9 protein-coding genes are annotated in these 14,354 nt (G+C 69.2%); 5 read left to right on the top strand and 4 right to left on the bottom strand.

All coding sequences use genetic code 11. From position 1 onward, the window contains the following. The first annotated feature begins 256 nt into the window (after positions 1 to 256). The 4 genes from AB0J10_RS01080 to AB0J10_RS01065 all read left to right on the top strand — a co-directional run bounded on the left by AB0J10_RS01080 (position 257) and on the right by AB0J10_RS01065 (position 9,391). Entirely contained in the window at positions 257 to 6,712 is a 6,456-nt protein-coding gene (locus AB0J10_RS01080) for an RHS repeat-associated core domain-containing protein (protein WP_363056825.1), read from the top strand. Further along, entirely contained in the window at positions 6,699 to 7,154 is a 456-nt protein-coding gene (locus AB0J10_RS01075; RefSeq protein WP_363056436.1) for a hypothetical protein, read from the top strand. Before AB0J10_RS01080 ends, AB0J10_RS01075 begins: the two co-directional genes overlap by 14 nt. A gap of 711 nt (positions 7,155 to 7,865) precedes the next feature. After that, entirely contained in the window at positions 7,866 to 8,201 is a 336-nt protein-coding gene (locus tag AB0J10_RS01070; RefSeq protein WP_363056434.1) for a hypothetical protein, read from the top strand. A gap of 236 nt (positions 8,202 to 8,437) precedes the next feature. Further along, on the top strand, positions 8,438 to 9,391 hold the full coding sequence (locus AB0J10_RS01065; protein ID WP_363056432.1) for an aldo/keto reductase: 954 nt from the start codon (positions 8,438 to 8,440) through the stop codon (positions 9,389 to 9,391). A gap of 51 nt (positions 9,392 to 9,442) precedes the next feature. Here AB0J10_RS01065 and AB0J10_RS01060 read toward each other — a convergent pair whose 3' ends face one another. The 4 genes from AB0J10_RS01060 to AB0J10_RS01045 form a co-directional block, all read right to left on the bottom strand. Next, positions 9,443 to 10,429 carry an NAD(P)-dependent oxidoreductase gene (locus tag AB0J10_RS01060; RefSeq protein ID WP_363056430.1) on the bottom strand — a complete coding sequence of 329 codons (987 nt, stop codon included), beginning with the start codon at positions 10,427 to 10,429 and terminating at the stop codon, positions 9,443 to 9,445. Beyond that, complete coding sequence (locus AB0J10_RS01055; protein ID WP_363056428.1) at positions 10,426 to 11,601, bottom strand: lactate 2-monooxygenase; 1,176 nt, start codon at positions 11,599 to 11,601, stop codon at positions 10,426 to 10,428. The genes AB0J10_RS01060 and AB0J10_RS01055 overlap by 4 nt, the downstream gene beginning before the upstream one ends. Before the next feature lie 86 nt (positions 11,602 to 11,687). Continuing rightward, a complete protein-coding gene (locus tag AB0J10_RS01050) occupies positions 11,688 to 12,656 on the bottom strand; it encodes a peptidase (RefSeq protein ID WP_363056426.1) in 969 nt (322 codons plus the stop codon). 246 nt (positions 12,657 to 12,902) lie between these two features. Further along, complete coding sequence (locus tag AB0J10_RS01045) at positions 12,903 to 13,388, bottom strand: GNAT family N-acetyltransferase (protein WP_363056424.1); 486 nt, start codon at positions 13,386 to 13,388, stop codon at positions 12,903 to 12,905. 52 nt (positions 13,389 to 13,440) lie between these two features. On the opposite strand from AB0J10_RS01045, the gene AB0J10_RS01040 reads away from it, so the two are divergent. Beyond that, on the top strand, positions 13,441 to 14,250 hold the full coding sequence (locus tag AB0J10_RS01040; RefSeq protein ID WP_363056422.1) for an exodeoxyribonuclease III: 810 nt from the start codon (positions 13,441 to 13,443) through the stop codon (positions 14,248 to 14,250). Positions 14,251 to 14,354 lie beyond the last annotated feature (104 nt).

The raw sequence follows: 14,354 nt of genomic DNA, 5'->3' as shown, positions 1-14,354 counted from the left end.
CTCCACTACCGATCTCGGCACCCCCCTCAAACCCACTCTTCGCGCGGGCGCGGCCGCGGCCGCCGCCCCCCCGCGCCCCCCCCCCCCCCCGCCTGCCCCGTTCTGCTCGAAACACTCTGCGCGTCTTCGCGGACGCACCGTCGAGATCTGGCGTTCTCGGGCTTTGACGCTGCCCGAAAGCCTCCTGCCCCTATCCGAGAACCGGGAAGTCACCGTGTCTTCATCACCCTTCAGCACACGCTTGCCAGGGGCGGTTATACGCCGCTGGCTCGGCCGTGGCGCGCTCGTCCTCTCCCTCTCCGTCCTTCCGCAAGTCGTGATTCCCTCGGGCTACGACTTCGCCGCCCAGGCCCAGTCCCCGGCAGCCCGCAAGTCGCTGGAGGACCGGCCCGACGCGAAGATCGACAAGGTCGGTGTGCTCAAGCCCCGTACGTCCAAGGCCCCGAAGGACAGGGCTGCCCCCGCCTCCCACGAGACCCGTGAGCGGCTCAAGAAGGCCGCGTGGCCAAAGGCTGGGAAGGCCACCGCCGAGGTCGCGGCGACCGGTGAGACAACTCTCACCGTCGGAGGGCTCGGCGTAGAGCTGGCCCAGGAGCCGGCCGCCCCGGCACCCAAGCGGGCGAAGAGCAAGGCGTCGGCGAAAGCCACCGGTCCGGTCGAGGAAGTGGCGCTTCGTGTCCACTCCCAGTCGGCCGCGAAGAAGGCAGGTGTCAACGGCGTCCTGCTCACCGTCGACCCGGCGGGAGCCACGTCAAAGGACTCGGCCGGTGACACCGACAGGCTCCGGGTCTCCCTGGACTACTCTTCCTTCAACGACGTGTACGGCGGAAACTTCGGCCCCCGTCTGAGCCTGGTGACGCTCCCGGCGTGTGCGCTGACCACCCCGAAGAAGGAGTCCTGCCGCACCCAGAGCCCAGTGGCGGGCGCGGACAACGATGCAAAGTCCCAGACCCTGACGGGCACTTTCTCCGCCCGCACCCGCGCGGCCGGCGCCCCGATGCTGTTGGCAGCGGCGGCTGACAGTTCGGGCGGCGGAGGCGACTACAGCGCCACCCCGCTGTCCCCGACCGCGACCTGGGAGGCCGGCGGCAGCACGGGTGACTTCACCTGGAACTACCCGCTACGGGTTCCCCCGGCGACGGCCGGACCAAACCCGAACCTGTCCATCTCCTACAACTCCGCCTCGGTGGACGGACGCACGGCCGGGGAGAACAACCAGACCTCGGTGGTCGGCGAGGGCTTCGCGATCACTGAGTCCTACATCGAGCGCAAGTACGGCTCCTGCAAGGAAGACGGCCAGTCCGGCAAGAGCGACCTGTGCTGGAAGTACGCCAACGCCACCCTGGTCCTCAACGGAAAGGCCGTTGAGCTGGTCAACACCTGTGCTGACACAGCGGCCTGCGACACCGCAGCCCTGTCCGAGGTGTCGGGCGGCTCGTGGAAGGTGAAGAACGAGGACGGCAGCCGCGTCGAGCACCTGACCGGAGCCACCGGCAACGGCGACAACAACACCGAGTACTGGAAGGTCACCGACTCCTCCGGCACCCAGTACTTCTTCGGCAAGCACCGGATGCCCGGCTGGAGCGACAACGGCACCGCCGCCGACGACCCGGTCACCAACTCCGTTTGGAGCGTCCCGGTCTTCGGCGACGACTCCGGCGAGCCTTGCTACAAGTCCACCGGCTTCGCCGACTCCTTCTGTACACAAGGCTGGCGCTGGAACCTGGACTACGTCGTGGACACCCACGGCAACGCCTCCACCTACTGGTACAGCCGGGAGACGAACTACTACTCCAGGAACGCCGACACCACGGTCAACGGCACCGGCTACACCCGCGGCGGCTACCTCACCCGCATCGACTACGGCCTGCGCAGCGACCTGATCTTTGCCAAGCCCGCCGCCCAGCAGGTCCGCTTCACCTACGCCGAGCGCTGTGTCACCTCGGGAGGCTGCTCCAGCCTGACCAAGGACACCAAGTCCAACTGGCCCGACGTGCCTTTCGACATGATCTGCGCGTCCGGCACCAAGTGCACCACCCAGATCGGCCCAGCCTTCTTCACCCGCAAGCGTCTCACCGACGTCACCACCTCGGTGTGGACCGGTACCGGCACCACCCACAGAGACGTGGACACCTGGCACCTGGAGCAGAACTTCCCCGACACCGGTGACGCCTCCTCGCCGAGCCTGTGGCTGAAGTCCATCCAGAACACCGGCAAGGCCAACACCACCGCGGCCGCCCTGCCGCCGGTCGTCTTCGGCGGTGTCCAGCTGCCCAACCACGTCGAAGGCAGTGGCCCGGACACCCTGCGCTACATCAAGTGGCGTGTGCGCACAATCAAGTCCGAGACCGGCTCGACCCTCACGGCCAACTACTCCGACCCCGACTGCATCTGGGGCACCAGCATGCCGGCGGACATCGACAAGAACACCCGCCGCTGCTTCCCGGTCAAATGGTCCCAGTCCGGAGCGAGCCCGGTCACCGACTGGTTCCACAAGTACGTGGTCACCTCCGTCTTCCAGGACGACCCCTACGGCCACGGCGACACCGGCGAGACGTACTACGACTACCAAAGTGGCGCCGGCTGGGCCTACGCCGACGACGAAGGCCTGACCAAGCCGTCCAACCGCACCTGGTCACAGTGGCGCGGCTACGGCAAGGTCATGGAGACCTCCGGCGACTCCGAAGGCCCGCGCTCCAAGAAGTCCACCCTCTACATGCGCGGCCTCAACGGCGAGAAGGAACTCGACGGCACCCCACGGGTGGAGAAGGTCGCCGACTCCACCGGCACCGAAATCACTGACGCCCGCCAGTACGCCGGCTTCGTCCGCGAAACCATCGTCTACAACGGCACCGAAGAAGTCAGCGGCACCGTCAACACCCCTTGGTCCCACAAGACCGGCAGCCACACCTACAACTGGGGCACCACCGACGCTTGGATTGTCCAGGCCGGTGAGACCACCACCCGCACCAAGACCTCCACCGGCACCCGCGCGGTCAAGCAGAAGACCACGTACGACACCGCATACGGCATGCCGGTGACCGTCGAGGACAGCGGAGACGCCGCCAAGACCGGCGACGAGATCTGCACACGGACGAGCTACGCCCGCAACACGACGGACTGGCTGGTGAACAAGGTGAGCCGCGTCCAGGTGTACTCCGCCTCCTGTTCCGCGACGCCGGTGGTGCCTGACGACGTGGTCTCCGACGCCACCACGGCTTACGACAACCAGGCGACCGGGGTGGCGCCCACCAAGGGCGACATCACCGCCACGTACCGGGTCGCGAGCCACAGCGCTGTGGACAAGACCCCCGTCTACCAGAAGGTCTCCGGGTCCACGTACGACAAGCTGGGCCGCCCGCTCACTGAGACCAACGCCCTGAACCGTACGGTCAAGACCACCTACGTACCCGACGACACCGGCTACGGCCCGCTGACGTCCAAGACCAGCACCGACCCGAAGACCTACAGCTCCACCACCCAGGTGGACCCGGCCTGGGGTACGGCCACCAAGACCACCGACGCCAACGGCAACGTCACCGAGTGGTCGCTGGACGCGCTTGGCCGGCTCCGCTCGGTCTGGAAGCCGGATCGTTCCCGCGCGCTGGGCGACGCCGCGACGATCGTCTATGCGTACAGCATCAACAATGACAAGGAGACCTGGGTCCGCACCGACGCCCTCAAGGCCGACGGACAAACGTACAACAGCTCCTACGAGATCTTCGACAGCCTCCTGAGGTTCCGTCAGAAGCAGGTCCCCGCGCCCAACGGCGGCCGGGTGATCTCCGAGACGCTGTACGACGACCGCGGCCTGGCGTACGTCAGCAACGAGCAGGTCCACGACAACGTAGCGCCCTCGGGCACGCTGGCCAACACGTTCCCCGGTTCCGTCCCCGCCTCCACCGAGACGGTCTTCGACGCTGCAGGCCGCGCCACCGAGTCGATCTTCCGCGTCTACGACCAGGAGAAGTGGCGTACCAAGACCCAGTACCAGGGCGACCGCACCGCCGTCACCGCCGCCGCCGGCGGCACCGGCACCCTGAGCATCACCGACGCCCGCGGCAGAATCATCGAGCGGCGGGAGTACGCCGGCCCGCTCCCGACCGGCACGGACTACACCCGTACCCTCTTTGAGCACGACCCTTCCGGCCGGCTGACGAAGATGACGGGCCCGGACAACGCCGTGTGGTCGTACGGCTACGACCTGCGCGGCCGCAAGACCACGTCCACCGACCCGGACAAGGGCACCGTCACCACCGCCTACAACGACGCCGACCAGCCGGTGACCACCACAACGACGCTGGAGCAGGTCACCCGTACACTGATCACCGACTACGACGAGCTGGGCCGCAAGATCGGCACCTGGGACGGGACGAAGGACAACGCCCACCAGCTGACCAAATTCACCTACGACTCCCTCGCCAAGGGGCAGGTGACCGCGGCCATCCGGTACGTCGGCGGCACCACCGGCAAGATCTACTCCCAGGTCGTCACCGGCTACGACGCGCTCGGCCGCCCCAAGGGCACCAAGACCGTCATCGCCTCCGGCGACCCCCTGGTAGCCGCCGGTGCGCCGCAGACCTTCACCACATCCACCACCTACAACATCGACGGCACCGTCCAGTCCACCTCGATGCCCGCGGTGGCCGGTCTGCCAGCCGAGACCGTGACCAACAGCTACAACAGCCTCGGCATGCTCACCGGCACCGACGGCATGACCGACTACGTCCAGAACATCGGCTACTCCCCGTACGGCGAAATCGAGGAGACCCGCCTCGGCACCTCCACCGGTGCCAAGCAGCTCCAGATCCTCAACCGATATCAGGACGGCACCCGCCGCCTGTCCAACACACACACGGTCGACCAGACCAACGCCGGCTACACCAGCGACGTCGACTACGTCTACGACGCCACCGGCAATGTCACGTCGATCACCGACAAGGCGAACGGCAAGGACACCCAGTGCTTCGCCTACGACGGCTACCGCCGTCTGACCGAGGCCTGGACCCCGTCGTCCAACGATTGCGCCACCGCCCGCTCGGCGACCGCACTCGGCGGGCCGGCCCCGTACTGGACGAGCTGGACCTATAAGCCCGGCGGCCTGCGCGACACCCAGGTCGAGCACAAGGCCACCGGTAGCACCACGACGGTGTACGGCTACCCGGCCGTCAACGCCAGCGGCGGCGGCCAGCCGCACACCCTGACCTCGCTCGCCGTGAATGGCGGCGCCGCCAAGTCGTTGACGTACGACGAGCAGGGCAACACCACCAAGCGGTACGGCACCACTGGTGTCGCACAGAGCCTCACCTGGGACATCGAGGGAGAGCTGGTCCGCCTCACGGAGGGCACGAAGACCACCGACTACCTCTACGACGCAAACGGCGATCTCCTGATCCGCCGCGGCCCCGGCAAGGCCGTTCTCTACCTGGCCGGTCAGGAACTCCACTACGACACGGCTACCAACAAGTTCACCGCCCAGCGTTACTACGCGGCCGGTGACGTCACGGCCGTGCGCACGGAGACCAGCCTGTCCTGGATGGTCGACGACCACCACGGCACCGCCTCGATGACGGTGGACGCTACCACTCAGGCCGTCACCCGCCGCTACACCAAGCCGTTCGGCGAGACCCGCGGCGCGACACCCTCGGTGTGGCCCGACGACAAGGGGTTCCTCGGCAAGCCGGTCGACTCCGCAACCGGTCTGATCCACGTGGGCGCCCGTGAGTACGACCCGGCCACAGGAAGGTTCCTCTCGGTCGACCCGGTCCTGGTGCCCGAGGACCACGAGTCCATGAACGGCTACGCCTACGCCAACAACACCCCCGTCACCAAGGCCGACCCCACCGGCCTGCGGCCCATTACGGACTGCGAGCGCGGGTGCAGCGACGGCAAGGGCGGCACGTACCGCGACTACATGACCATGGGCCCGAACGGCACGTGGGTCTATCACTCCACGAAGACCTACACGACCAAGGTCCCTGGCACGTCCAGCACGTACATCAGCGCGACGGTGACCACCCGCGCCGGCCGGACGACCTCGGTCGACGTCGCCGTCTTCAAGAAGCCGAGCTTCAAGAAGGGGCCGAACCCCGAGCCGGAGCGCAGGGGCGGCAAGAAAGGCGAGGCCATGGACCTCTCCGCCCAGGAGCTGGTCATGCTCTGGGCGAAGGGAGGGCCGTCCGAGGTCACACTTCCCCCGGACGGCGAGTTCGTCCGCCAGCTGCGAACGGAGGACCACTTCCGGTCCTTCATCCGCAAGATGCAGGGTCTGATCAAGGACGGCGTTTACCACACGGGTAGGGAGTCGTTCAACAAGTCCCATGCGGAGCGCAGCGACGGTGAGAAGATCTGGGAGGGCCTTACCGACCTCACCGGGTTCCTCACCGAGGGGATCTACGGCGCCAGCCCCGCGAGCATGGCGCTCGGCTCCTACAACCTCGACTACCAACTGCTCGGCGTCGCGTGCGAACCGCCCAGGACCGACTCGGAGTGGGACAACGGAGCCCTGGTCGGACAGGTGGACGTGACGATCTCCAACACCATGTCGGTAGCCTCGGCCACGCGCAGCCTCTCGAATGACGGGTACAAGAACGGAAGCTCCAACCCGGTCATGAAGGCGGGCTCGAACGTTGCCAAGCAGATCTGGCCCGACGGACAGAAGGACATCACCGTGAAGATCCACTGGATCGAGGAAATCTATGTGCCGTACTAGGAGAAGCCGACGGTTCCTCTTTGTCGCCGCTGTCTCCACCGTCCTTGCCGTCGGTGTGTCGGGGTGCGGAAGTGAAAAAGAACAGCCCGTCCCCAAGGAAAGTCAGATCGTCGGTCTGTGGAAGAATCCCGGAGGGGATTGGATCGACTTCGAGAAGGATGGGATAGGCACTCTTTCCGCCGGGGCGCAACTCCAACTGAACTCGCTGGTGAAGGAAAACGAAACCAAGGAAGTGTGTGAATTCTCCTGGGGGGTGGATACCACTCCTGCAGGGGGAGACAAGTGGGTTTCTCTGACCTTCAAGGAAGGGCAGTGTGGATCCCTGGGGAGTTCAGGCCTCTATTGGTACTATGGGGATACCGACGGTGAAGTGTTCCTGGCGAATCCTGTGGAATTCCCGAAACCCGAGGAAATCTACAAGCGAGAGAGCGTGACCGGGTAATGGAGGGACGGCTTCGGACTGGCGGGTGAGGGGGTGGCGGCCATCGGCCGCCACCCCCTCACCCACTTTTGGCGGCAGGGGCCATTCCGTGATGAGGATCAGTCCGGTTCGTCGGTCGCGCGCCAAACCTGAGCCGGTTCAGTGCGCCATCAACGGTTCGAGCACAACCCGTCGCGCAGGGTCTGCTCTAGGTCTGGCGCACGGTCGGTGCGTCGACGGGGAACGATCACTCGGACCACGGAAAACGATCTTCAAGCCGCTGATCCTTGCCTGATCAGGCCCACTCGTGAACACCCCACAACACAACTGGTCAAAGCCCCTGTCGGAGAGATCCGGCAGGGGCTTTGTCGTGTGGTGCATCGTGCTGCACGGCCGAAGTGCGTCGACTACTTCCGATCCGATCCGATCCGATCCGGCCCGTCCAGCCGCCGAATAGGCTTCCTCAGAGCCTTGCGCATCCCTCGGACCGGATGTCCCAGCGCCTCGTCGCGAAGGAGGCCGGGTGCAGCGGTCGGCGGCCGTCCGGGCGGCTTCCAGCAACCTCTGCGCATCCTTCGTGGGACCAGGGCTCCCGCCTGCCCCTCCGTTCGGAGCGGACCTTCACCGGCAGCGAGTTGGGCCTCACGTTCGCCAGCCCCTGGCATGACGGTCCGTCTGCACCACTGCGTACTGTGCACCTGACAAAGAGGTTCCCTGCATCGTGAGGAATGAATGTTCCTGGTACCCCTGCTTGGCTTTATCGGTGAGTCCTGCTCTCGGTTACGAAGCCACCTGCTTCTGGGCGCGGGGCTGACCCTGGTCGGGCTTGCGCTGGTGACGGACCACCGTGGCATCGCCCAACGGACCGTGGACACGTACTGCAATCCCGCCCACGCCGACCCCGCCCTCTTGCGGACGTTCGACCGGCTGGGATTCGAGCAGCCGGGAATGGACTTCCTCCGCTACGCCCCGCTCCAGCGGCGGCTCGTGCGGATCTGGGGTGGCATCGCGTCCGTCTTCGGGCTCGCATTCCTGGTCGTGGGCGTTGTGCTCTTCGTTCGTGCCTGACCCCCGATGTGCGGTCGAACCAGAAGTGGCCGCGCCCTCCAGGTGCCCGCTCGGTCCAGATCCCGGCGGGGCGCAGCGGTCGCCGGGGCCGTACACCTCCGGCAGGGGCTTTGTCGTGCGGTACGGAAGCGGGGCACCGCGGTCCGGCCCCGGCTCCGGCCTGTGCTGCGTCCCACCGGTTCCGCTCCGCGCGGTCCCCGGCGACCGCGCGGAACCGTGGCCAGTAGGGTCACGGGGTGACGACGAAGACGGACGCGACGGACGGTCGGCTGCTGTACGGGTGCATGGGGCTCGGCGGGACGTGGGACACCGCGCCGTACGGTCCCGGGGACATAGCCGCCGCGGAGGCGGCGGTCGAGGCCGCGCTGGACAGCGGGATCACCAGGTTCGACCATGCCGACATCTACCGGTACGGCAAGGCGGAGGCCGTCTTCGGCGAGGTCCTGGCCCGTGCTCCGGGGCTGCGGGAGCGGATCGTCGTGCAGACCAAGTGCGGCATCCGCCTCGCGGACGGTGAGCGCCCGGGGATCTACGACCTGCGCGGGCGGACCATCGTGCGGCGGGTCGAGGAGAGCCTGGCGCGGTTGCGCACCGACGTGATCGACGTACTGCTGCTGCACCGGCCCGATCCACTGGCCGACCCCGACGACGTCGCCGAGGCGCTGACGTCGCTGCGCCGGCAGGGCCTGGTGCGGCGGTTCGGGGTGTCCAACATGGGAGCGGCGCAGATCGCTGCGCTCCAGGCACGGCTGGACGTGCCGATCGTCGCGAACCAGCTGGAGATGAGCCTCCAAAAGCGCGACTGGCTGGAGGCCGGTGTGGTCGTGAACACCCCCGAGGCGGCCGGGAACGGCTTCCCCTTCGGCACCCTCGAGCACTGCCGGGACAACGGCATCGAACTGCAGGCCTGGGGCGCGCTGGCGCAGGGCCGGTTCACCGGGCGCCAGGAGACCCCTGAGGAGCAGGCCACCGCGCGGCTCGTCGCCTCCCTCGCCGAGCGGAAGGGCGTGGCGCCGGAGACGGTGCTGCTGTGGTGGCTGCGGTGCCACCCCGCCCGGGTCTCGCCGGTGATCGGCACGGCCAACCCGGAGCGCATCCGCGCCTGCGGGCAGGCCGCACGGGAGCCGGACCTCGACCACGAGGAGTGGTACGCGCTCTGGCTGACGGCCCGCGGTGTGCCGCTGCCCTGAACCGGGTGCGGCGCCCGCCGTTCGGGCCGGGCGGGCACGCCCGGGGCCCGGCTACGACACGACGTCCCGCGGCGGTTCTCCGGCCAGGTGGTCGACGACGTTCCGGACCGCGGCCAGGGCGATCCGGACCAGGGTCTCCCGCGTCACGCCCCCGACGTGCGGGGACAGGACGACGTTCGGCGCCTTGAGCAGACGCAGGGCGGCCGTCGGCGGTTCGGGGTCGAAGACGTCGATGCCCGCGCCCGCCAGGGTGCCCGCCGTCAGCGCGTCGGCGAGGGCGTCCTGGTCGACGAGCGCCCCTCGGGCTGTGTTGACGAGGTAGGCGGTCGGCCTGAGGAGTGCCAGCCGCCCGGCGTCGAGGAGATGGCGGGTGTCCGGGGTGAGCGGCGCGTGGAGGCTGACGTAGTCGGAGACGCGGAGGAGTTCGTCGAGGGGGAGGAAGCGGGCGTCGCCCAGCCGGGACTCGGTGTCGGCGGGGGCCCGGCGCCGGCCGGTGTACGCGATGCGCATGTCGAACGCCAGGGCGCGGCGGGCGACTTCCCTCCCGATGCTGCCGAGGCCGACGATGCCGAGGGTCTTTCCGGACAGCTCGGTGAGGGACCGCTGGAGCCGGGGCAGGGCCCAGTCGGCTTCGGTGAGCGCGTTGTGGCCGGGTACCACCTGCTTGGCGAGCGCCAGCATGAGCGCGAACGTCTGTTCGGCCACGTTCTGCGCCTCCGCGCCGCTGGAGCCGATGTTGCAGACCGCCACGGACCGGGCGCGGGCGGCGTCCAGGTCGACGTAGTCGTATCCGTGGCTGGCGCACTGGACGAGTTCCAGGGCGGGCGCTGCGGCGATGTGCCCGGCGGTCACCGGGGCGAGGGCGGTGATGATCGCGTGGGCCTCGCGCAGTGCGGTCGGGTCCTCGTCCGCCGACTCCACGACGGTGACGCGGGCACCGGGCACGAGGCCCGCGAGCCCCGCCCCGGTCGAACGGCCGCCCATGTGGGGCGGGATGACCGCCAGGACGTTCCGGGCGGCCGGCCGGTCCCCGCTCATGCGGACTCCCCGATCAGGTCGTCGGGCGTGAGCGAGCCGGGGCCCGAGTGGCCCGACAGCGCGAGTGTGAGGTCGAGTTCGGCGAGAAGACATCGGATGACGTGGTCGACGCCGGCCTGTCCGTCGAGCCCGAGGCCGTAGGCGTACGGGCGGCCCAGGAGCACCGCCCGGGCGCCGAGGGCGAGGGCCTTGAACACGTCGTCGCCGGTGCGGATGCCGCTGTCGAAGAGGACGGTGAGCCGGTCGCCCACGGCCTCGACGACGCGGGGCAGGGCGTCCGCCGCGGCCACGGACCCGGCGACCTGGCGGCCGCCGTGGTTGGAGACGACCACGCCGTCCATGCCGGCGTCGGCGGCGCTGCGGGCGTCGTCGGGGTGGAGGATGCCCTTGAGGACGATCGGCCCGTCCCAGTGTTCGCGCAGGAAGGCCAGGTCGGGCCAGGTCTTGGCGGGGTCGGCGAACATGCCGACGAAGTGCGTCACGGCCGCGTTCGGGTCCTCGTGCACGGGCTTGGCGAGCCCGGCCCGGAAGGCCGGGTCGGAGAAGTAGTTGGCGGTGCCCACGCCGTGCAGGAACGGCAGGTACGCCTGGTCGAGGTCGCGGGGACGCCAGGCCAGCAGGGGGGTGTCCAGGGTGACGACCAGTGCCGTGTAGCCGGCGGTCCTCGCCCGGTCCAGGAAGCTCGCCGTGACGTCGCGGTCCTTGGCCCAGTACAGCTGGAACCACCGCTCGCCGTCGCCCATCGCCTCGGCCACCTGCTCCATCGGCGTGCTGGAGGCGGACGACAGGATGTACGGGACTCCCCGCGCGGCGGCCGCCCGTGCCGCGGCGCACTCCGCGTCGGGGTGCATGATCGACAGCACGCCGATGGGTGCGAGGGCGAGCGGCGCGGGCAGTGATCGGCCCAGCACCTCCACGGACAGGTCGCGTTCGTGGACGTCGCGCAGCATGCGCGGCACGATCCGCCGGCGGTCGAGTGCGGCGCGGTTGGCGCGGGCGGTGCTTCCGCTGCCCGCGCTGCCGGCCACGTAGCCGACAGGCCCCGGGCCGAGCCGGTGGCCGGCCAGCTCCTCCAGCCGAGTCAGATCGGTCGGCAGCCGGGGCACGGCGCCCGTCATGCCGTTCAGATAGATCTCGTACTGGAAGTCCGCCCAGTGCCGCGTTGTCGCCATCCGATCATCCTTGCGGGGCGGGGTGGGCCGCGTCCATGGGTGTGCAGCGGCCGGCGGGGACCCGGGCCCCGCCGGCCGCCGGCGCCTCAGGAGGTCTGGGCCTTGTCGTACAGGGCCTTCGCCTCATTGCCGAAGTACGGGCCGAACATCCGGTTCGGCAGGAAGATGTAGCCGAAGCTGTTCACCGAGACCTGCAGGCCCGTGCCGGCCGTCTCGCTGAACCCGGTGAACCAGGGGCCGCCGCTGGAGCCGCCGGTCATGTTGCAGCCGAGGCTGTGGTCCTGGGTGAACAGCCAGTCCTTGGAGCTGTTTCCGCTGCAGTAGATCAGCTTCGTGCCGTCGTACGGGGACGCGGCCGGGAAGCCGAAGGCGTACATCTGCTTGTTGTAGCCGCCGTTGAACTGGATGCCCTGGGCGCCGGTGACCGCGGTCAGCTTCTGGCCGTTCAGCGGGGCGAGCACGGCCGCGCCGACGTCGTAGTTGATGTCCTCGCTCGCCTCCCACTGCGGGGTGGTCAGCGTCCTGGTGGCGGTCCACTGGCCGTACGGGGCCTGGCCGTTGGCGTACGCGGGCACGAAGACGAAGTTGGTGTGCCAGCTGCCCTGGTACTTGACGCAGTGTCCGGCCGTCATGACGGTGCTGGCGTTCTGGCTGGTCACGGCGTTCGCCGAGCAGGACGCCGTGCGGCCCTGGAAGGTGAAGAAGACCCGGCCGGAGGTCTTCACGACCGCGCCGCCGCCGGTCCAGGCGCCGCCCGCCTGGGGGAAGGCCGTGGGGGCGACGGTCGTCGTCACGGCCCCGGGCTTCGGGGTCTTGAGGGTCTTCAGCGCGTCCGCGCCGAGGCGCAGGTCGAGCGGGACGGCGGCGCGCATTCGCTCCGCGGTCCAGAAGGTGCGGGCCTGGTGCTGCTCGGCGGCCGTGGCCTGGTGGGCCACGGCGGTGGGAGCGGGCGAGGGGGCCGGGGCGGCGTGGGCCGAGGTGGCAGCCGTCAGACCGCCGGTGAGCAGAGCGCCGACTGCTAACAGGGTCGCTGCGGCTGTGCGATGGCGTCTCACGCATGTCTCCTTCTGCCGGGGCAGGTGGGGGATGAGAGCGGTGCGGATCGACGTGCGTGAGGAAGGGTGTCATGGCTGCGCCAACTTTGTCAGGGGCGCGTCATGGCTATTGTTCCCGTCGCTCAAAGAGCGCCGGGGCTGGTGGGATCCGTGGGATCCGTGGGACGGCCGGCGCCAGTGCAGTGAGTGCCGGAGTCGGTGGGCCACCAGGGCCGGCGGAACGGCGGGCCGCCGGAGCCCGGCCGGTCATCGCGGGGCGAGCGGTTTGGCGAAGCAGCGGCTGTTCTCGTACTCGCGGTAGTGGCCGAACTTGGCGCACGGCTCGTAACCGCTGGAGGTGTACAGCGCGATGGCCTCCGGCTGGGCGGTGCCGGTCTCCAGGACCATGCGGGTCCGGCCGGCCGCGCGGGCGTCCTCCTCCAGCGCCGCGAGCACGCGCCGCGCCAGACCGAGGCCGCGCGCCTCGGGCACGACGTACATGCGCTTGAGCTCGGCGTCGCCGTCCGCGTACCCCTCGGCGTTCTCGTCCTGGGTGCGCCAGCCGCCGGTGGCGACCGGGCGGCCCAGCCCGTCGTACGCGAGGAGGTAGAGTCCGCGCGGCGGGGCGAACATCGACGGGTCGAGCGGTGTGACATCGCCCTCGTCGCCGTAGCGCGCGGCGTACTCCAGCTGCACCTGGTCGTTGAGTTTGACCGCGTCAGGGTGGTCGAAGGGCGTCGGCCGGATATCCATGCGCTCAATCGTACATGTATGCGAGCCCTGCTTCCTCGGATAGGGTGCCGGGGTGCTCACTGTGACCAGCGTGAATGTGAACGGGCTTCGGGCCGCCGCGAAGAAGGGCTTCGTCGAGTGGCTGGCCGGGACCTCCGCCGATGTGGTGTGCCTCCAGGAGGTACGGGCCGAGGCCCATCAGCTCCCCGACGAGGTGCGCAGCCCCGACGGCTGGCACGCGGTCCACGTCCCGGCCGCCGCCAAGGGCCGCGCCGGTGTCTCCGTCCTCACCCGGCGCGAGCCGGACGCGGTCCGGACCGGCTTCGGCAGCGAGGAGTTCGACGGCAGCGGGCGCTATGTGGAGGTCGACCTGCCCGGCGTCACGGTGGCCAGTCTCTATCTCCCGTCGGGAGAGGTCGGGACCGAGCGCCAGGAGGAGAAGTACCGCTTCATGGACGCCTTCCTGCCGTATCTGAAGGGCCTCGCGGAACGGGCGGCCGCCGACGGCCGCGAGGTGCTGGTCTGCGGTGACTGGAACATCGCCCACCAGGAGGCCGATCTCAGGAACTGGCGGGGCAACAGGAAGAACTCCGGATTCCTGCCGGAGGAGCGCGAGTGGCTCGGCCGTGTGTACGGCGACGGCGGGACCGGCGCCGGCTACGTGGACGTCGTCCGTGCCATGCACCCCGGGCAGGAGGGCCCGTACTCGTGGTGGTCCTACCGGGGGCGCGCCTTCGACAACGACACGGGCTGGCGCATCGACCTGCTGGTGGCCACACCCCGGCTCGCGGACAAGTGCGTGAAGGCGTACGTGGAGCGCGCGGCGAGCCATGCCGAGCGATGGAGCGACCATGCGCCGGTGACGGCGGTGTTCGAGCTGTAGCGCCGGACCGGTGCTCAGGCGCCGGCCGTCGAGGCGCACCCCCGGCCCCGGGGTTTCGCGGGCGGTGCGCACGCACGCGCCGGGGGGCCGCAGCACCCTGATCT

The organism is Streptomyces sp. NPDC049887, from assembly GCF_040656535.1.
In the GTDB taxonomy this organism is placed as follows: domain Bacteria; phylum Actinomycetota; class Actinomycetes; order Streptomycetales; family Streptomycetaceae; genus Streptomyces.
The sequence above is the reverse complement of the archived record's forward strand: the minus strand, read 5'-3'. Positions and strand labels throughout refer to the sequence as shown.